This is a genomic window from Streptomyces sp. H39-S7 (genome assembly GCF_027158205.1).
GTDB lineage: Bacteria > Actinomycetota > Actinomycetes > Streptomycetales > Streptomycetaceae > Actinacidiphila.
The window spans coordinates 1-19,901 of sequence record NZ_JAPVLU010000001.1; the positions used below are offsets into that span (position 1 = coordinate 1).

Sequence of the window (19,901 nt, forward strand, 5' to 3'; positions counted from 1 at the left end):
CCGCCTCCCGACCCCGCCGTCCCCGACACGCAGACGCGGCCGGAAGCGACTCCCTCCCCCACGCCGACCCCTGCCCCGAAGCCGACTCCCACCCCGACGGCCGAGCCCACGCCCACACCCACCCCTTCGCCGTCCCCCACTCCCACGGTCTTCCAGGTCAACCGGTTGGGGTGGAGCGGGAACGGTGACGACACGGAGCCGACGGTGCGGTTCGGGCGCAGCAGCTGGATCTGGGACCGCTGGGGACTGAGCATCGGCGGCGAGCGGTACGAGCACGGCATCACCGTGGGCTCCCCGTCGTCCGTGCTCATCGACCTCAACCGCGGTTGCACCACGTATGACGCCCTGGCCGGTGTCGACGACCTGGCGTTGGGGATCGGCGCGGTCCGCTTCTCCGTCTACGGCGACAGCGGGCGGCTGTGGCGGTCGGAGGTGGTGCGCGGCGGCGACGCGGCGGTGCCGGTGAGCGTGGACATCACCGGGCAGCGGACGATCCGGCTGGTCGTCGAGTCCGCCGGGCGCTTCCCGTTCGTGCACGTGGCGGACTGGGCCCGGTCCAGGATCAGCTGCCGGTAGGAGAACGGGCGGCCAGGGTCGGCGCGGTGCTGATCCTGTGTCCCGCGGGGCTCAGTGCGTGTGGTCCCGCGCCGGGACCTCGCAGGCCCCGTCGGCGCACGCGCCGCCGTCCTGGTCCGTCTCGACCACCGTTCCGGTCTCCTGCGCGACCTGCTCCAGCGCGCGGAGGAACGTGGACGTCTCCTGGCCGCCCTGCACCATCCACTTACCCTCGAAGACGAAGGTCGGGACGGCCGTGATGCCGAGCCGCCGGGCCTCGTCGATCTCCCCGGTCACCTCGTCGACCAGCTCCTCGCCCGCCAGGAACGCGGCGACCGGCTCGCGGTCCAGGCCGACCGCTGCAGCGGCGTCCGCGAGGCGCTCGCGGTCGCCGATGTCCAGGCCCTCGGCGAAGTGGGCGTCCAGGAGGCGGCCCTTGAGGCGCGCCTGCGCGGCGTGACCGTAGGTGTCGAGCACGAAGCGCAGCAGGCGGTGGGCGAGCAGCGAGTTGTTCTCGACGACGGTGTCGAAGTCGAAGGTCAGGCCTTCGGCCGCGCCGAGCTGCGTGATCTTCTCGTCCATGGCGAGGGCCTGCGGCCCGTACTTGGCCGCCAGTACCGCGCGGTGCGGCTGCGGGGTCTCGGGGGCGGACGGGTCGAGCTGGAACGGCCGGTAGACCACTTCGACGGAGTCGGCACCCGGGAAGGCGGCGAGGGCGCGCTCGAAGCGGGCCTTGCCGACGTGGCACCACGGGCAGGCGATGTCGCTGTAGATCTCGACCTTCACGGACGCTCCCAAATTGCTTGAATGATCAATATTCAGCAACAGGAACCGGCCCGAAGCTATTCCCCGGCGGGTGCGGGTACCCGTGCGGAGGCTTCGAGCGTCTCCGCCGCGGCTCCCAGGTCCAGCCGCCCGCCCGCCGCGCTCGCGGCCTCGTACCCCGTGTCCCCCAGCGCGGCCCGCGCGCCCGCCTCCGCCTCACGGAAACTCACCGTCTCGGGCACCGTGCGGGGCAGCAGCGAGCCGCGCAGCGCCGACGACGCCCCGTGCAGCAGCGCGGCGGCCAGCGGCTCGCCCAGCACGACGAGGAGCTCGGCCCCGTACTCCAGCAGGCCCGCGACCATCGACTCCGTACAGCGCGACTCGATGCCCAGCCGCACCGCGCCCGCGGTCCTGGCCAGCGCGTCCCGAGGATCGCCTTCCGCGGCCGCGATCCGGGCGAAGAGGCCGGCCAGCACCACCCCGAAGACCGGCGGCGGAGTGCCCTGGCTCGCCTGGTCGCGGGCGAGCACACACAGCTCCCGGGCCCGCGCCACGTCACCGCGCCGCAGCGCCAGATGGGCGGACAGGGCGCGGACGTAGTTCCTGGCGTCCATCACCCCGAACCGCTCCGCCTCCTCCGCGGCCCGGCGGCAGAGCTTCTCGGCCTCCGCGTCATCACCCGAACGGATGGCGAGCTCCGCCATCCTTCCGACGAGGAACGGGCCCTCGGCGATGGCACCCAGCTCCTCGCCGAGCCGCAGCGCCGCCTCGAAGTCCGCGCGGGCCGCCGCGTACTCGCCCCACATGACCTCCATCTCGGCACGCGCGCCGTGCACCTGCGCGAGCATCCAGCGATCGCCGACGCGGTTGCTGAGAGCCGTCAGCTCGTCCCAGTCGTCGGTGGCGCGGGCCAGTCCGCCGGGCAGGTCGATGGCGACGTGCGTACGGAACATCAGTGCGGCCGCGAGCGACCAGTCGTCCCCGTGCTCACGGCAGTTGCGGACCACCAAGTCCGTGCACTCGCGGATCGCCGTGTGCCCGCCGCCGATGTAGCTCGCGACCGGCCACAGCAGGCCCGGGAAGCGGGCCGAGGCCTGCCGCGTGTCCTGGTACACCGCGGCGATCAACGCGGCCGTCTCCTGCACCGGAGGGGTGCTCAGGAACTCCTCGGAGGCATGGTCCGTACTCACGAAGAACAGCAGCAGCCGGGCGTCCATCCGCGCCCAGAAGTACGGGCCGTCCCGCTCACCCGGTTCACTCATCCCGGTGACCCGCGTCAGCCAGCCCGCGCCCTCCTCCCGGTAGTTGCGCAGCCACCAGAACCAGCCCATGTCCACGGCCAGGGCCAGCGCGTCCGCCTCGCCGCCCGCCGTGATCGCGCGCTGCAGTACCGCGCGGATGTTGTCCAGCTCGGCCTCCATGCGGCGCAGCCACACCAGTTGGCGCGTGGTGCGCAGGTGCGGATCGGCGGGTCGCACGAAGCCGCGGAAGTAACCGGTGTGACGGCGGGCGGCTTCCGCCAGCTCCCGTGGTCGCTCCCGGGCGCGTTCCGCCGCGTACTCGTGGATCGTCTCCAGGAAGCGGTAGCGGACGCCGTCCCGGCTCTCCTCGCCGTCCTCGCCGCCCTTGCCCGGCTGCGCCGCGACCACCAGGGACTTGTCGACCAGCTGGCCGATCAGCTCGATGACGTCGTCCCCGCCGACCACCGCCTCGGCGGCGGCCAGCGTCCAGCCGCCCGCGAAGACGCTCAGGCTGCGCAGCGCCGCGTGCTCCTCCTCCGACAGCAGGTCCCAGCTCCAGTCGACGACCGCGCGCAACGTCTGCTGACGCGGCAGGAGCGTGCGGCTGCCGCTGGTGAGCAGCCGGAACCGGTTGTCCAGGCGGTCGGCGATCTGACGCGGGGACAGCATGCGCAGCCGGGCCGCGGCGAGTTCGATGGCCAGGGGCAGACCGTCCAGCCGGCGGCAGATCTCGTCGACGGCCGCCGCGTCCTGCTCCACGTCGAACCCCGGGCGCACGGCCGCGGCGCGCTCGGCGAACAACCGGTGCGCGGTCGTCGGGGACAGCGGCTCCACCGGGCGCACGGTCTCACCGGGCACGCCCAGCGGCTCCCTGCTCGTCGCCAGTACCGTGACGCCGGGACAGGCGCCGAGCAGTTCCGCCGCCAACTCGGCGGCGGCACCGATCACATGCTCGCAGTTGTCCAGAACGAGCAGCAGCCGGCGGTGGGCGCAGTGCTCCAGCAGACGCGCGGTCGGATCGCCCGCCTCGGCGCCCGCGCCGCCGCCCGAACCCTTGATGCCCTCGCGGGCCACGCCGAAGATCGTCGTGTCCCGGCGGCCGAGAGCGCTCAGGACCGCCTGCGGGACCGCTTCGGGATGGTCGAGCGGGGCCAGTTCCGCGATCCAGACCCCATCCGGGTAGCCGGGCCCGGTCAGAGCCGCGCCCGCCTCTTCCGAGAGGCGGGTCTTGCCGGAGCCGCCGGGGCCGGTGAGGGTCACCAGGCGGGAGTGCGCCACGTCGGCCCGGATTTCCAGGAGTTCGGCCCGGCGGCCGACGAAGCTGGTGAGTCTGGGGCGGAGGTTGCCCTCCGGGGCCCTGGCGAACGCGGGCTCGGGGGCCGGGGTGGGGCGCGGTTCCGGTGGGTCCTCGGTGGTGAGCAGTTCGGCGTGCAGCGCGCGCAGTTCCGGGCCCGGGTCCGCGCCCAGCCGGTCCGCGAGCGCTCTGCGGGCCTGCTCGTACGCCATGAGCGCGTCCGCGGAGCGGTGCGCGGCGCGCAGCGCGCGGATCAGCTGTACGTGGAACGGCTCGTCCAGCGGGTGGTCCGCGACCAGCTCCCGCAGTCGGGGGAGCGTCTCGGCGGCGCGCCCGCACGCCAGGTCCGCGTCGATCCTGCGGTGCAGCGCCGTGAGCCGCAGCGCTTCGGGGCGGGCCCCCGCCGACGTCCGGTCCGGCAGATCGGCGTACGCCGGGCCGCGCCACAGCGCGAGCGCCTCGCGCAGGATTCTCGCGGCGGCCTGCGGGTCGCCCGCGTCGAGCGCGGCGGCGCCCTCGGCGGCACGCCGCTCGAAGACGTGGAGGTCCACGTCCTCGGGCCCGGTGAGGAGACGGTAGCCGCCCGGTCCGGAGGTGATGACGTCCTTGCCGAGGGCACGCCGCAGCCGGGAGACGAGCGCTTGCAGCGCGCCGCCTGCGTCGTGCGGGAGGTCGGCGTCCGGGCCCCAGACCTCCGCGATGAGCGCGTCGGCGGAGACGGGCCGGTCGGCGTGCAGCGCCAGGGCGGCGAGCAGGGCTCGGAGCCGGCTGCCACCGAGGGGAACGGGGGCGCCGGCGGGGTCACGCGCTTCGGTGGTGCCGAGGATCAGGAACCGCACGGGGACCATTCTGCCGGGTCGGTGAGCGCGGATCCGGTGGGCGCCCGCGCCCACCGGGCGTTGCCCCCTACCGGCGCCGCTTCGGGCCCGTCGGGCCCTCGTCCTCGTCGTTGTGGGTGCCCAGGAGTTCGTCGGCCAGGGTGGGGAGGTCGTCCAGGGGGGTTTCCTCGGCCCAGTCGGAGCGGGGGCGGCGGGCCGGAGGGGCCGCGTCGGGATCGATCGCGGGGAGCTCGCGGGTGCGCTCGTTGTCCGGGGTCTCCGGACGGAAGAAGGACGGCGGGACGCGGTCGGCCGGGCCGCGGTCCGCGGACCGCGGGCGGACCGGCGGCAGGACGGCCGTCTCGTCCGCGGCCGAGGGCCGGACCGGCGGCAGGACCGCCGTCTCGTCCACGGCCGGGGCCGGTGCTGCCGGCCTCTTCTTCGGCGCCGAGGCCGGCGAGGCCGGGACCGCCGGCAGGACCGCCGTCTCGTCCGCCGCCGCGGCCGGGGGCTTCGGGACCGTCGGGAGGACGGTGGTCTCGGCGTCCGGGGCCTTGGGGGCCGGCTTCGGCGTCTCCACGGTCTGCGTGGTGTTGCCGGCCGCTGCGGCAGCCGCGGCGGTTGCCGCAGCCGCTGCCGCGCGGGCCTCCTCGGCGCGGCGGAGGGCGTCCTCCGCCTTGCGCTGCTTCTCGAGGCGGCGGGCCTCGGCCTCGGCGCGGAGCTTGGACTCCTCCTCGGCCTGGCGGCGCAGCCGGTCCTGTTCCGCGGCGCGGGCGGCCGCTTCGGCGGCGAGCCGGAGCCGTTCCTCCTCGGCGAGGCGGGCGGCCTCCTCGGCGCGCAGGCGGGCTGCTTCGGCCTCCTGCTCGGCGGCCTCGCGGCGGGCGTCCTCCTCGATCTCCCGCTGACGCTCGGCCTCCTCCTCGCGCAGACGGGCGAGCTGTGCCTGACGCTCGGCTTCGAGGCGGGCTTCCTCGGCGAGCCGGGCGGCCTCTTCCTCGGCACGGATGCGGGCGGCTTCCTCGGCCTGGCGACGGGCCTCCTCGCGGGCCTCGATCTCCTGCTGGGAGAGCGGCAGTGCCTGGTCAAGACGGTGCCGTACGACAGTGGTGACTGCTTCGGGCTCCTGGCCGGCGTCGATGACGAGGTAGCGGGAGGGATCGGCGGCGGCCAGCGTGAGGAAGCCGGCGCGGACCCGGTGGTGGAATTCGGCGGGCTCCGACTCGAGCCGGTCAGGGGCCTCGGTGAAGCGCTCGCGGGCGGCCTCGGGCGAGACGTCGAGGAGTACGGTGAGGTTCGGGACCAGTCCCGCGGTGGCCCAGCGGGAGATGCGGGCGATCTCCGTGGGGGCCAGGTCGCGGCCGGCGCCCTGGTAGGCGACGGAGGAGTCGATGTAGCGGTCGGAGATCACGACGGCTCCGCGTTCCAGGGCGGGACGGACGACGGAGTCGACGTGCTCCGCGCGGTCGGCGGCGTACAGCAGCGCCTCGGCACGGTGGGACAGCCCGGCGGACGAGACGTCCAGCAGGATCGAGCGCAGGCGCTTGCCGACGGCGGTCGCGCCCGGTTCCCGGGTGACGACGACCTCGTGGCCCTTGGCGCGGATCCACTCGGAGAGCGCCTCTACCTGGGTGGACTTCCCGGCGCCGTCGCCGCCCTCTATCGCGATGAAGAAGCCGGTCGCGTGGGGCGCCGCGGCGGGCTCGCCGCCGCGCAGGGCCTCACGCAGGTCGCGGCGGAGCGGCACGCCCTGGCGGTCGTCGGTCTTGCCCAGGACGAGTGCGGCGACCGGCAGCAGCAGGGCGCCGATGAGCATCAGCGTGTAGGCGGCGCCGCCGTGCTGGAAGGTGAAGTGGCCGTTGGCGAGGCGGTGCGGGCCGATGAGACCGGCGAGCAGCGGGGCGCCGATGGCGGCGACGGCGACCGCGACGCGGACGACGGCGTGCAGGTGGTCGGTGGTGCGCGCGCGACGCTGCTCCTCGGCCTCCTGCTCGATGAGGACGTGGCCGGTGTTGGCGGTGACGCCGGCGGCCGTGCCGGCGAGGGCTGCCAGGAGCAGGACGGTGGTCTGGTCGGGGACCAGGCCGGTGAGCAGCAGCGCGAGGCCGGTGACGGCGATGGCGATGGCCAGCAGGCGGCGCCGTGAGAGGGCCGGCAGGACACGCGGTCCCACCCGGATGCCGAGGACGGTGCCCGCGGTCAGTGCCAGCACGAGGAGGCCGAAGCCGACCGGGCCGAAGCCGAGGTCGAGTGCGTGCAGCACCGACAGGGCGACGGCGGCGGCGATCGAGCCGGCCACGCCCGCGGTGGCCAGAACGAGGAGCGGGAGGGCTCCCGTGCGGCCGCGCTCCGAGCCGTCGGGTCCCTTGGGGAGCCGGAGACCTTCGAGCGGGGAGTGCGGGCGGACGGTCGTGGTGTCCGGCAGTTCGAGGAAGTACAGGACGGCGATGGACGCGGAGAACAGCCCGGCGGCGACGTAGGAGGAGAGCGCGACCTGGTGGAGGTCGAACCAGTCCACGCCGAGCGCGAGCAGGCTGTTCAGCAGGGTCACGACGAGGAGCGCCGCCGCGGCGACCGGCAGGGCGACGAAGCCGGTGCGCAGGTCCAGCCGGTGGAGCGTCGCGAGGTGGTCGGGGGCGGGCCGCACGGCCGTGTCACCGGGGGTCGGGACCGGGAGCAGCCCGGGGGCCGCGCCGTCCCTGGCGACCGTCCACAGGCGTTCGGCGATCCCAGCCGCGAAGGCGGTGACGAGCAGCCAGACGACGGCGGAGGACGGGACCCAGGTGATCCACAGCGGGGCGACGAGGAACAGCGCCAGCCGAACCCCGTCCGCACCGATCATGGTCCAGCGGCGGTCCAGGACGCCGGCGGTCGACGTGAGCGCCGACAGCGGGCCCAGCAGCACGGCGCCGAAGAGCAGGGTGGAGACCAGTCGGGCGCCGAGCACCGCGGCGACCGCGAAGGACGCACCCCGGTAGCCGCCGCCGAACGACCCGTCGAGCACGGCCGCCTGCACCGTGAGCCAGATCAGCACCAGCATGCCGAGCCGGTCGGCGATGCCGCCGGTGAGCTGGGCGCTCCACAGCTTCCGCAACTGCGGGATCTTCAGCAGGGCACCCACCGCCCGCTCGCGCGAGTCCGCCGCGAGGTCTCCGGCGAAAGCGTCGGTCACGTCCCTTGGCCGCTCGATTCGCGTCATTCGGACAGCCTATCCGGAGCACGGAAATCCATGACCCCCCGCCCGAACAAACAGGCGGAGGGTCATGGATGAGCCGGAGGTGCGGCGGATTGTCAGGCGCTCTGCCTACTCGGGGGTCTGCGTCGCCGCCGCGGTCTTCTTGGCCGTGGTCTTCTTCGCCGCGGTCTTCTTGGCAGCCGTGGTGGTCTTCTTCGCCGCGGTCTTCTTGGCCGGGGCCTTCTTGGCGGGAGCCTTCTTGGCCGCGGTCTTCTTCTTCGCCGGACCCTTGGCACGCTTCTCGGCGAGCAGCTCGTAGCCGCGCTCCGGCGTGATGGTCTCGACGTCGTCGTCGGTCCGCAGGGTCGCGTTCGTCTCGCCGTCGGTGACGTACGGGCCGAAGCGGCCGTCCTTGACGACGACCGGGCGCTCGCTGACCGGGTCGGTGCCCAGTTCCTTGAGCGGCGGCTTGGCGGCGGCGCGGCCGCGCTGCTTGGGCTGCGCGTAGATCGCCAGCGCCTCGTCGAGGGTGATGTCGAAGAGCTGGTCCTCGGTCTCCAGGGAGCGCGAGTCCGTGCCCTTCTTCAGATATGGGCCGTAGCGGCCGTTCTGCGCGGTGATCTCGACGCCCTCGGCGTCCGTGCCGACGACGCGCGGGAGCGACATCAGCTTGAGGGCGTCGGCGAGCGTCACCGTGTCGAGCTGCATGGACTTGAAGAGCGACGCGGTACGCGGCTTGATCGCGTTCTTGCCGGTCTTCGGGGTGTCCTCGGGCAGGACCTCGGTGACGTACGGCCCGTAGCGGCCGTCGCGGGCGATGATCGGGCGGCCGGTCTCCGGGTCGTTGCCCAGCTCGAAGTCGCCGCTGGGCTTGGCGAACAGCTCCTCGGCGTACGCGACGGACAGCTCGTCCGGCGGCAGTTCCTCGTGGACGTCGGCGCGCTGGTGGTTCTCCTCGCCCTTCTCGCCCCGCTCGATGTACGGGCCGTAGCGGCCGACCCGCAGCACGATGCCCTCACCGATGGGGAAGGAGGAGATCTCCCGGGCGTCGATGGCACCGAGGTCCTCGACGAGCTCCTTGAGGCCGCCGAGGTGGTCGCCGTCGCCGTTGCCGGCGTCCGCTGCCGAGGCCTTGGCCGCGGAGTCGGTGCCGCCGAAGTAGAAGTGCCGCAGCCACGGCACGGCCTGGGCCTCACCGCGGGCGATGCGGTCGAGGTCCTCTTCCATGGAAGCGGTGAAGTCGTAGTCGACGAGCCGGCCGAAGTGCTTCTCCAGCAGGTTGACGACGGCGAAGGAGAGGAAGGACGGCACGAGGGCCGTGCCCTTCTTGAAGACGTAGCCGCGGTCGAGGATCGTGCCGATGATCGACGCGTACGTCGACGGGCGGCCGATCTCGCGCTCTTCGAGCTCCTTGATCAGCGAGGCTTCGGTGTAGCGGGCCGGCGGCTTCGTGGCGTGACCGTCGACGGTCAGCTCCTCCGCCGTCAGCCCGTCGCCCTCGCTGACCTGCGGCAGCCGCCGCTCACGGTCGTCGAGCTCGGCGTTCGGGTCGTCCGCGCCCTCGACGTAGGCCTTCATGAAGCCGTGGAACGTGATGATCTTGCCGGAGGCGGAGAACTCCGCCGCGCGGCCGTCGCTCGACGTGCCACCGATCTTGACGGTGACGGAGTTGCCGACCGCGTCCTTCATCTGGGACGCGACGGTACGCATCCAGATCAGCTCGTAGAGCCGGAACTGGTCGCCGGTCAGACCGGTCTCCGCGGGGGTGCGGAAGCGGTCGCCGGAGGGGCGGATCGCCTCGTGCGCCTCCTGCGCGTTCTTCACCTTGCCGGTGTAGACGCGCGGCTTCTCCGGGAGGTACTCGGCACCGTAGAGCTGCGTGACCTGGGCGCGGGCGGCCTTGATCGCGGTCTCCGACAGCGTCGTGGAGTCCGTACGCATATAGGTGATGAAGCCGTTCTCGTACAGCTTCTGCGCCACCTGCATCGTCACCTTGGCACCGAAGCCCAGCTTGCGCGAGGCCTCCTGCTGCAGGGTCGTCGTGCGGAAGGGGGCGTACGGCGAACGGCGGTACGGCTTGGACTCGACGCTGCGGACGGCGAAGGCGCTGTCGGCGAGCGAGGCGGCCAGCGCGCGGGCGTTGACCTCGTCCAGGTGCAGGACGGTCGCGTTGTCCTTGAGCTGCCCGGTCGACGCGTCGAAGTCGCGGCCCTGGGCGATACGGCGACCGTCGACGCTGGTCAGACGGGCGGAGACGGTCGACGGGTCGGAGGCGTCACCCGCGCGGCCGGTGGCGAAGGTGCCGCTCAGGTCCCAGTACTCGGCGGTGCGGAACGCGATGCGTTCGCGTTCCCGCTCGACGACGAGCCGGGTGGCGACGGACTGGACACGGCCGGCCGACAGGCGCGGCATGACCTTCTTCCACAGGACCGGCGAGACCTCGTAGCCGTAGAGGCGGTCGAGGATGCGGCGGGTCTCCTGGGCGTCGACGAGCGGCTGGTTCAGCTCGCGCGGGTTCGCGACCGCCGCCTGGATGGCTTCCTTGGTGATCTCGTGGAAGACCATCCGGCGGACCGGGACCTTGGGCTTGAGGACTTCCTGCAGGTGCCAGGCGATGGCCTCGCCCTCGCGGTCCTCATCGGTGGCGAGGAAGAGTTCGTCGGAATCCTTGAGCAGGTCCTTGAGCTTCTTGACCTGCGCCTTCTTGTCGGCGTTGACGACGTAGATCGGCTCGAAGTCACTGTCTACATTGACGCCGAGACGAGCCCACGGCTGGCCCTTGAACTCCGCCGGCACTTCGGCGGCCCCGTTGGGGAGGTCGCGGATGTGCCCGACGCTGGCCTCGACCACGTAGCCCGGGCCGAGATAGCTCTTGATCGTCTTCGCCTTGGCAGGCGACTCGACGATGACGAGTCGGCGGCCGCTCTTTGCGGTCTCGCGGGTCGGGGACAACTTCGCTCTTCTCTCCGGGTCGAAGGGGTTCGCTGCGGAGTGTGACCGTACATCCCGGTCCCATGTCAAACGCGAAAAGTCCGCAACGCCACTCGAACGGTAACCCGATGTACGTTCTAACCTTTACAGCACACTGTCACACAGTAAAGGGGGCGCAGGTGAAGGCTACGTCCACCTGGCGACTTGTGCCGGAGCTTGAGAAGGCTCTAGCCGAAGGTATGACGGTCGAAGAATGGATCGGGGACAGGTGCCCTGTCTGCTCCTACGCCCGCATCAGCGAGGACAAGCTAGAGGGCGAAGCCATCGGTGTCGGCAGGCAGCACGCCAACAACGATCAAGCTGCGGTTGACCTGAACTGGGTAGTGGTCGCCCGGTACACCGACAACCACATCACCGCCGCTGACCCCGATATCCAGCGCCCCGCCTTCCTTGAAATGGTGCGCGATCTCCGAGCCAGGCGTACGCCTGATGGGGTACCCGTTTGCGGCATCATCGCGGTAGCCGAGGATCGCGTACGCAGGCTGCCCGAAGACTTCCTACGAGTACACCGAGCACTGACGGTGGACCGCCAGGGGTGCTTCTACGTGGTGGACGAGAAGCGCCACGTCGATGTGCACTCCGATGGAGCACAGGTTGTCGGTCTCGTCACATCTTCCTCTGATGAGAGGGAGGTATCGAAGATCAAACGGCGCTCGGAGCGCTCTATCCGCGATCGGGCCCGAGAGGGCAAGCAGTCCGGCGGACATCGCCGTTTCGGTTGGCTGCCGGCGGACGCGAAGGCAGGTCGGCCGAACAATGACCGTCTCGATCCGGCGGAGGCTCCATACCTGCGCACGGCCATCGAGGACATCATGACCGGCAAGTCCGAGCGGACCGTGACGCAATGGCTCATCGCTGAGAAGGTCCCCACCGTGAAGGGTGGGAAGTGGCAGAGCACGACCGTGCGGAACATGGTCAGCAATCCCGCGATCTGCGGCTACCGGATGCTGGACGGCGAGCTGGTGCGTGATCCGGAGACCGGTCTCCCCGTGGTCGGTGACTGGGAGACGATCGCGACGCCCGAGGAGTGGAAGAAGGTTCTCCGGCGCTACAACAGCTACTACAAGGTGGACCCGGAGACCCTCAAGGGAGACCCGAGCCGGGGGGTGCGCAAGCGCCGCAAAGAGATCACCCAGACCCGCAAGTACCTGATGTCCGGCTACCTGCGCTGCGGCCGGGTGGACCTGTCGGATCAGCGGTGCCTCTCGACCATGGTCGGCAACCCCGTCAGCGACAGGGCTCCCCATGGCACCTACGCCTGCAATGCGTCGAACTGCCCCGGAGTGGCACGGCGGATGGACTTGGTGGACAAGTCCATCACCAAGCTTGTTCAGACGATTCTCTCGCAGCAGTACGCCGCCAAGGAGCCCCAACACCGGGAATGGCACGGGCAAGCGATCCTGGATTCCCTGGTGAAGCGGAAGCGTCTCCTCAAGGAGGCGTACAACAGTGGCGCGGTACAGCCTGCCGACTTCTTCGAGATGCTTCCCGAACTCGACTTTCAGATCCTGGAATCGGAGAAGGATCAGGAAGAGTTCCTGGTCGCACAAGAGGCGCAGAACTTCCTAGCGGGGTTCACAACCGAGCGTTGGACGAAGTTCGATCTCCGCCAGAAGCGGATTGCGATCGGAACCGTCATACAGACGGTGATCGTCCATCCCTTGCCACAAGGGCGTTCCACCCGCGCGCCGTTCGATCCGGACCTCTTGGAGGTCATCTTCCGACCTAAGACATGAACAGATCGTGCAGGATTTCCAGCTGCTCTTCGCTCAGGCGGGGGGCAGCTTTGGCTTGCTCCTCAGCCCACGCGTCAATCCGTGCCTGAACGGCGTCCTCGCAGGTAGGCGCAGCGGTGGCCACTGTGGTCATGACTCCCCCTCGTACTTGAGTTGCGCGGCGAGGTTGTGTTGTTGGCGTGTGGTTTCGGCGAGGAGTGCTTCCCCTGGGCTGTATCCGTTGCCGAGATAGGCCCAGGAGGCTTCGGTGATGAGGGTGGTGTTTTCTTGTTCGTGCTCGGGTAGACCGGCACGGATGCGTTCGTGGGCGCGTTCGGTGCGCCAAGTGCGGCGTGCGCCGCGCAGTTCGCCGAGGGTCGTGGAGTAGCGACGGGATTTGCTGGAGAAGTGGCCCCGAAAGCCGAGCATGTGCGCCCAGTGGCGCAGTTTGAGGTGTGCCAGGTCGGGGATCCCGCCGAGGTCCCAGGCCGTGCGGATCATTTGGCGAACGTGTCGCTGCACCACAAGGTGGACGAGGGGTTGACCTTGCCCGGTGCCGTCGCAGGGTAGGCACTCGGTGCGGCGTCCGTCGGTGATGCGAAAGCCGCGCCCTTTGCAGTGGGGGCAGGTCACAGAGCGGTCGAGGGTCCCCGCGGTCTCTGCTCCCTTGGTGGCGTACTTCGCGACGTAGGCCGCCACCTTGTGATCGGTGAGCTTGTTCAGGGACGCGCTCAGGGGCCGTACGTCGATCTGCCGACCCCAGCGGAAGAGGCGGGAGCCGATCGCGTCGTTGTCGTCCAGGCGCACGGAGACGGCTTTCGCGGCGGCCCGGATCGCCTTGATCAGAACCTGTGTGGTCGCGTCAGCGGGGGGTTCTTGGTCGCTGCCTTCGGGCCCGTCGAAGCGGATGATCGCGTGGTAGTGGACCAGGCCGCGCTTTTGGTACTCGGCGACCTTGGCGAAGGAGATCCGCAGGACCTTGTTCAGGGCGCGGACGGTCAGGCTGAGTGCGGCGGCGACGGTGCGGCGGAGGTAGACAGTGAAGCGCTGCCACAGGGCGGGGGCGTGCGCGTTCCACAGCACGGCCCCGCTGTAGTCGTAGCGGGTGGGGTTGATCGGGGTGCCCAAGGACGGGTCGTCGAGAGTGTGGCGGTGGCCGCACTTGCAGGTGAGACGGGTACCCGTAGTGTTCTTGGCCCGGTTGTGAACCGCGCCGAACGACGGGGCGGTGAAGGTGGCGAACACCCGGGGGTGCCCGGAGACGCTTTCCGGAATGCCCTTGCCGCCGCAAAGCCCGGCTTTGATCAATTGGTAGGTGTCGGTGGCGTAGACGCGGGAACAGGCCGCGCAGCGCGAGGCACGGCGGTTGCCGCACGGCAGCAGGAGCCTGCCCGTGGGGTGGTCATCAGTGGTGAACACATGCAGGGCTTCACCGGTGTGCGCGTTGAGAGTGGCGGAGTAGCCGGTGAGCTGGACGGGGTGGGTGCAGCCGCCGAGGCGGTCGATCTGTTCCTGGACGCGGTCGAAGTCGAGGAGTTGGGCCAGGGCGAGCAGGTCACGGGCAGCGGTGCCGACCACGGGCGCGGCCGGGGGTGGTTCGGATGAGGTGGGGGGCGGGGTGCTGAGGGTGGCGAGCTGGGCAGGGGGGCACCACCGGGCGAGCAGGTTGTGTGCGGCCCGGCTGGTGTGCGGCGTGGCCGGGGCGGGGGTGGTCATGGTGGCGGTGTCCTTCCTTGCGGTAGGGGCGGCCCGGCCAGGAACGGCATGCGCGCGGGCATGGCGGTTCCTGGCCGGAGCCACAGGGGGTTTGAGCAGAGGGGGAGTTAGGCCGGCGGCCGGATGCTCAGGCAGTGAGTTGCGCGTGCACGGCACCGGCCAGTGGGGAGGCGACGCCGAGGCGACTGGCCAATTCCGGGGCGGTGATGTGCTGCCCGTGCCGTTGCTGATGGTCGGCAGCTATCCGGCGCCCTGCTTCCAGCAGCGGAGCGGGGACCGGCCGGGAGACCGCAGCGGGAGCGGCCGGGCCGGGCACCATGGCCGCAGTCGTAGCGGTCGGGACCGGGCCGGAGGCCATAGCCGGTTCCGGTGAGATCGCGGGAGCGGTCGAGGGGTCCGGGGTGCTGGTGTGGAAGTGAGCCAGGAGCAGGGGCCCGACCTTGCCCCAGCCCAGGAGCAGGAGGGGTGCGACGGTGTCCAGGGCGGCGCGGCCGTAGTGCCGGGCGGCGAGGGGTTCGGCGATGTTCAGGGCCAGGGTGAGGAGCCCGCACACGTGCATGAGGCGTTGTGCCGGGGCGAGTTCGGCCGGGGCGACGCCATGCAAGGCCAGGTGGCGCAGGGCGACCAGCAGGCCGACCACGGACAGATCCACCATGGGGGCGATCAATGGTGCGATCGGGTGTGGGACGCCCAGGCGAAGCGCCAGGGACCAGACGTTGCCGAAAGAGAAGGTGAAGGCCAAGGCCGCGATGACCGCCATCACGGCCGTGACGATGCGCTGCGTGTTGCGGTCGGCGGTGGCGGTCATCGCGGGGTGTCCCCCTTTCGGTCGGTGGGGTGAGGCGGGGTCAGCGGCCGTCACGGGGGCGAGGGTGGTTCTTGAACATCACCGGCGGTGCGGCCAGGGCCACGGCGAGCAGGTCCGTGGGGTCGGCGGTCAGGTGGGCGGTGTCGGCGGCGATCTGCGCGGCGTAGTACGGGTCCACCTCCGGCATCCGAACCCGGATGAAGCCTTCCTGGCCCTGGGTGACCATGGCCGCGACGCCGACGTATCCGGGGTCCTGCAACAGCACCGGATTGGCGTCCGGCCAGTTGCGGATGTCCTCCCCGAGCGCGGCCACCGAGGCTTCCGCCGTCTTCTGTGCGAAGGACAGCCCCACCGGGCACACGTCCCGGATGAACGTCGGGATCGCATCACCCGTGGCTTTCTGGGTGGCGAGGATGACCACCATCCCGATCGAACGGCCCTTCTTGACGAGGTCTTCCACTAGCCGGGCGTTCTCCGCAGCCAGCGCAGCCAGGGCCTTGGTCTTGGGGTCGCTGCCCTTGTGGTCACGGAAGTAGGTGTGCGCTTCATCGATGATCACGACGACCAGCGGCCATTCCGGGGACGGGCCGACGTGCCACATGTTGGCCACCCCCAGCACCCGCCGGATGGTGGACGAGCGCTCACGTCGCAACGCGACGAGCCGCTTAAGTAGCTCGTTGGCTTCCTCCAGGTCATCACCGGCGAAGGCGAAGAGACGTTTCACCATGTCGGCGTAGTCGCCCTCATCGGCCGAGGACACCTTTCCGTCCAGGACAACGATCTGCACCGCGCCGGATGGCGCCAGGCGGCACACGATGGCGTTGATCAGGGACGTTTTCCCGTACCCGGGCAGGCCGGCAACCGTGATGCCGGGGATGTTGGACACCCGCAGGCTCACCAGCTCGGCGTACTCGTCCACGCCCAGATCCCACAGGCTCACGTCCGCCAGCGGCAGCCCGGAGGGGACGAACGTGGTGGGGACGATCAGGGGGTCCGTGCGCACCGCGCGCATGATGACCTTGCCGGGTCCGTTCTGCCGTACCGACAGCCGGGTGCATCCCCAGTCGTCCGCCAGGTAGGCCGCCTTGTTCTTGAAGTCCTCCAGCCCCACGTTCGGCAGGCAGTTCGCGTGCACGATGACGCCGAACCGGTCCGGGATCGTCGAGATCTTCGGGCGCAGCTCCCGGGGCTTGGGAATCTGCCCGTCCTTGGCGGTAATCGACGCGACGAAGGTCGGGGTTTTGTCGAGGACCGACAGGCCGCACATCACGGAGACGCGCGGCCACCGGCGCCGTATCCGTGCCGCCTGTCGGATGCTGGCCCGCATCTCGGTATCGGCCCGCACGTAGCGGACGGTGATCCGGATGCCCAGCACCAGGAACACCAGCAGGCCAAGGGCCACGAGCAACGGCGCGTAGTGGGTGACCGTCTGGGGGGTCATGCCGTCCTCCTTTCGTTGTGGGTGTCGAACAGGAACTCGACCAGGGCCAATTCGAAATCGCCCCAGTCCGTCAGGTTGTCCAGCGGCGGATAGCCGTGGGCGACAAGCAGCGCGCCCATCGACTTCACGAACTGTTCGGTGAACCGGTCATCGCCGGGCACGTGGTCCAGCGGGTAGGCGCGTGGCGGGCCGAACATCACGCGGCACCGCCCCGGTAGAGGAACCGGAACAGGCCCACGTGCAGGTCGATCAGGTCCGGGCCCGTGGTGACGGGCGGGTAGCCGTGCGCCTCCAGGACCTTGACCACGTCGAGGAGCAGGCCCGCCGTGAAGCGGGGATCGTCGTCATCCGGTACGAGCGGATAGACCCGCTCCGCAGGCGCGGCGGTCACTTGACCAGCTCCAGGCCCTCAGCGCGGTAGGACAGGCCCACGTTCACCGCACCACCCATCCCAGCCATCCCCCACGGGGACGCGATCAGGCCCATCGGGCGCACCACCGCACCCGGGGCGAGCTTGTCCGGGATCTGCGACGCCGGAACGGTGATCTTGAGGATCTGGGCGCGCCCGTCGAACATCTCGACGAGGTTGACCACCGACAGCGCCTCACCGGACATCCGGTCGAAAGCCCGCTCCGGCGGCATCCCCTCAGCGGTGTCCTTCAGCTTGTCCACGGCCGCCACCGCGACCATGAACATCGATCCGGCGGTGTCGACCTTCGCGAATGCACGTGCCATGACTTGCTCCTTCGTTGAGCCGAACCCCGTTGGGTGCGGCGTGAGACCAACAGTGCCCGAACACTCTGGAGGAGTCAAGCGATCTAGATGACTTGGTTCGTTCGGAACGGACTAGAGGTCTTGCGCGCCGGGGTTATCCGCAGGGCGCGGCAGGTGTTCAGGGTGGTCTAGATCGGACTATCCTCGGCCTATGACGCTGCCCGCCCACGGCCCGCGACCGCCGTACCAACTGGCCGCAGACAAGATCCGTGAGGACATCCGGACCGGGAAACTGCGCCCTGGCGGGCGTCTGCCGTCCGCACGTGAGCTCAAGGACGAACTCGGCATCGCCAACGCCACCGTGCACGCGGCGCTACGAGTGCTCAAAGACGAAGGCTTGGTCTACTCCGTCCACGGCCGAGGCACCTACATCGCCGAGTCCAACTACAAGCCCGACCCCGTCGGCGAGTTCAAGTTCGACTACACCCCGCCCGCTTGGTACACGCAGAACGCCGGCGAACCCCAAGCGACTGGCGAAAGCGACGAGGAAGCCGCGGAACCGGATCAGCCGGCCCCGGCCCCCGGAGGCGATCAGGCATCCGCGATGACGGAATTCCTGATCGGCCTCCGAGACCAGATGCGCTCCATGAGCGCTCAGGTCACCGGGCTCACGCAGCAGGTGACCGAACTTGAGTCGAAGGTCCAGCGCCTAGAGCAGCAATCCGCACCTGAACACCCGTAAGGCGCTCGCGCACCTCGTCCAGCTCGGCCACTATCCGGGATCCCAGTTCGGCTATCTCCCGCATCAGGCGTAGATCCTTTTCCGTCATCACCATTCCCCCGCTTCGCTGCGAACCCGTCCCACCACTGCTCTCACGCATCGCCAGCCCCCGTACCGCCGCCGGTCGCTCCCGCAGGATCACGGACTGTAGAGCGGAAATCCGGCCGCTCCAAACGACCTTGATCAACTTGTCGGGCGCGCGCTTCTGGCCCCCGTACGCACTGGGACACAGGCGGACACAGGCGTACGCAGGCGGACACAACGGCACCCCGCGCCACGCTCACTTGCGTGATGAACGTCACATTTCCCTCCCCGGCCGTTAGGCGCTTCGCGGCCCCAGCGACGGAGGCGACACGAGCCGCGCTCCGCTGTCCGCACGGGCATCCTGGATCGGCAACATCACTGAAAACGTCACTGAAAAGCGCCCTCAAAATCACAATTCGGCAACTCCGTTCAGTGATGTTGCGCGTGCCGCTCAGCAACCGTGGTTTGCCCCGGAAACGCCCTACTTTGCCCACACTCAGCGCCGCTTGCCCGCCTTCCGCAGCCGCTAGCGGACCGGTCGCCGGGACACGGCGGATCCCGCGCCCCACTGGCAGCCTGGCACCAGAGCACCACCGCCAACGGCCCGCGCCCGCACCGAAGTCGCTCCCTCCCGTCAGATGGGCAGGAACTTCGATTCCGCGCCCGCCCCACGGGATGGCTCTGCCGTTGGTCAGCGCTTGTCGCCTCACGTTGCCCCTGCCATCGGTCGCCCTGCCCATGTCACTTAGCCGCCCCTCGGCGATGCACCAATGCTCCGAAGAAACGCCGGTTGGGCTAACCGGCGATCCCGTGCGAGAATCCCCGGCTTCCATCCGGGATCGAGCAGCACCCATTTCACGCATGCGGTGACCCACCTCCCAAAAGAGTCCGCAATTTGGACCTCTACCTACGGCAAGTCCCAGCGCCGGCCCTGTTGTGACACCGACTCCGCAATTTCCGTGCGACCCGTGTCACACGCCATGCGTCGCTCGCCGCCAACCGCGCCGCCCAGACGCATCCTGGGGGACACCCCACCTGTGGATAACTCTTGCGCCGCAGAGCCGGAACGCGGACGGCGCCGAGAGGCCAACAGCTCAGTACCAGCCGCGATTTGGGCGCGCGGGCGCCGATCAGAGTTCCTTGCGAAGTCCATGGGAGAAGCCTGCGCGAATCCGCCTGTGGATAGATTTCAAAAATCCGCTGCCAAAGCGCGCGTAAGCCCTCAAAGGGCGTAAAGCGTGCGAAAACTTTCGAGATCTGCCGGGCGTGGCATAGAGAGCGCTGACCCGATGCGCGAGGAAGGGTGGTGTCCCCTGGAGTGGTGTAGCAGCGATCACTTCTCGCGACTTGCTGCCACCACATCGCGGTACTACATCGTTCTGCGGGACACGATCCGCACACCGGACCGGCGGTCGACGGCAGTTACCCCCAGCCCTGGCGGCCAGCCGACCCTGTCCATGCTCACGCCCATGGCACTCGAATGGGAACAGATCATCGTCGACTCCTCCGACCCCATCGCCCTCGGGCGCTGGTGGGCCGAGGCTCTCGGCTGGGTAGTGGTCGACGAATCCGAGGAGATCATCGAGATCCGGCCTGAGCCGGACCAGATGCCGGGGCTGCTCTTCGTGCCTGTCCCCGAGGGCAAGACGTGGAAGAACCGGCTCCACCCCGACTTCCGCCCCGACGACCAGGAGGCCGAGGTCGCCCGGCTGCTCTCCCTCGGTGCCCGGCGTGCCGACACCGTGCAGGACGAGCAGCACTGGGTGACCCTCCTCGACCCGGAGGGCAACGAATTCTGTGTCCTGGGTGAGCGGAAGAGCTGAGCGGGCCGGGCAGCCGTTCGGGCGGAGGTGCCGGACGGTTTCG

The 19,901-nt window shown here is 70.1% G+C and carries 14 protein-coding genes; 4 read left to right on the forward strand and 10 right to left on the reverse strand.

The features are described 5' to 3' along the window. Window positions 1–576 (forward strand): NPCBM/NEW2 domain-containing protein (locus O3X23_RS00005; RefSeq protein ID WP_269268878.1); only part of this gene is annotated, 576 nt, incomplete at its 5' end. Window positions 577–627: 51 nt separating this feature from the next. On the opposite strand, the gene O3X23_RS00010 is transcribed toward O3X23_RS00005, so the two are convergent. From O3X23_RS00010 to topA, 4 genes are all read right to left on the reverse strand, one after another. Further along, on the reverse strand, window positions 628–1,341 hold the full coding sequence (locus O3X23_RS00010) for a DsbA family oxidoreductase (RefSeq protein ID WP_269268879.1): 714 nt from the start codon (window positions 1,339–1,341) through the stop codon (window positions 628–630). A gap of 56 nt (window positions 1,342–1,397) precedes the next feature. Beyond that, a complete protein-coding gene (locus O3X23_RS00015; protein ID WP_269268880.1) occupies window positions 1,398–4,694 on the reverse strand; it encodes a BTAD domain-containing putative transcriptional regulator in 3,297 nt (1,098 codons plus the stop codon). Window positions 4,695–4,761: 67 nt separating this feature from the next. Next, window positions 4,762–7,869, reverse strand: a complete 3,108-nt coding sequence (gene tmk / locus O3X23_RS00020; protein WP_269268881.1) for a dTMP kinase — start codon at window positions 7,867–7,869, stop codon at window positions 4,762–4,764. Window positions 7,870–7,974: 105 nt separating this feature from the next. Next, window positions 7,975–10,797, reverse strand: coding sequence for a type I DNA topoisomerase (topA, locus tag O3X23_RS00025; protein WP_269268882.1), 2,823 nt, complete (start codon window positions 10,795–10,797; stop codon window positions 7,975–7,977). Window positions 10,798–11,015: 218 nt separating this feature from the next. Between topA and O3X23_RS00030 the strand changes: the two genes are divergently transcribed. After that, window positions 11,016–12,572 (forward strand): recombinase family protein, encoded by a 1,557-nt coding sequence (locus tag O3X23_RS00030; RefSeq protein WP_269268883.1) that lies wholly within the window; start codon window positions 11,016–11,018, stop codon window positions 12,570–12,572. A gap of 129 nt (window positions 12,573–12,701) precedes the next feature. Here O3X23_RS00030 and O3X23_RS00035 read toward each other — a convergent pair whose 3' ends face one another. The 6 genes from O3X23_RS00035 to O3X23_RS00060 all read right to left on the reverse strand — a co-directional run bounded on the left by O3X23_RS00035 (window position 12,702) and on the right by O3X23_RS00060 (window position 17,251). After that, entirely contained in the window at window positions 12,702–14,267 is a 1,566-nt protein-coding gene (locus O3X23_RS00035; RefSeq protein WP_269268884.1) for a replication initiator, read from the reverse strand. Between the two features lie 127 nt (window positions 14,268–14,394). Then, window positions 14,395–15,075 carry a DUF2637 domain-containing protein gene (locus tag O3X23_RS00040; RefSeq protein ID WP_269268885.1) on the reverse strand — a complete coding sequence of 227 codons (681 nt, stop codon included), beginning with the start codon at window positions 15,073–15,075 and terminating at the stop codon, window positions 14,395–14,397. 40 nt (window positions 15,076–15,115) lie between these two features. Next, window positions 15,116–16,516 carry an FtsK/SpoIIIE domain-containing protein gene (locus tag O3X23_RS00045; protein WP_269268886.1) on the reverse strand — a complete coding sequence of 467 codons (1,401 nt, stop codon included), beginning with the start codon at window positions 16,514–16,516 and terminating at the stop codon, window positions 15,116–15,118. Continuing rightward, window positions 16,513–16,713: a hypothetical protein gene (locus O3X23_RS00050; protein ID WP_269268887.1), complete on the reverse strand. Its 201-nt coding sequence runs from the start codon at window positions 16,711–16,713 to the stop codon at window positions 16,513–16,515. The genes O3X23_RS00045 and O3X23_RS00050 overlap by 4 nt, the downstream gene beginning before the upstream one ends. Next, a complete protein-coding gene (locus O3X23_RS00055; protein WP_269268888.1) occupies window positions 16,713–16,907 on the reverse strand; it encodes a hypothetical protein in 195 nt (64 codons plus the stop codon). Before O3X23_RS00055 ends, O3X23_RS00050 begins: the two co-directional genes overlap by 1 nt. Then, a complete protein-coding gene (locus O3X23_RS00060; protein WP_269268889.1) occupies window positions 16,904–17,251 on the reverse strand; it encodes a hypothetical protein in 348 nt (115 codons plus the stop codon). The genes O3X23_RS00055 and O3X23_RS00060 overlap by 4 nt, the downstream gene beginning before the upstream one ends. A 190-nt stretch (window positions 17,252–17,441) precedes the next feature. Between O3X23_RS00060 and O3X23_RS00065 the strand changes: the two genes are divergently transcribed. Both O3X23_RS00065 and O3X23_RS00070 read left to right on the forward strand, forming a co-directional pair. Further along, a complete protein-coding gene (locus O3X23_RS00065) occupies window positions 17,442–17,972 on the forward strand; it encodes a winged helix-turn-helix domain-containing protein (RefSeq protein ID WP_269268890.1) in 531 nt (176 codons plus the stop codon). A 1,532-nt stretch (window positions 17,973–19,504) separates the two neighbouring features. Then, entirely contained in the window at window positions 19,505–19,858 is a 354-nt protein-coding gene (locus O3X23_RS00070; RefSeq protein WP_269268891.1) for a VOC family protein, read from the forward strand. Window positions 19,859–19,901: the final 43 nt, after the last annotated feature.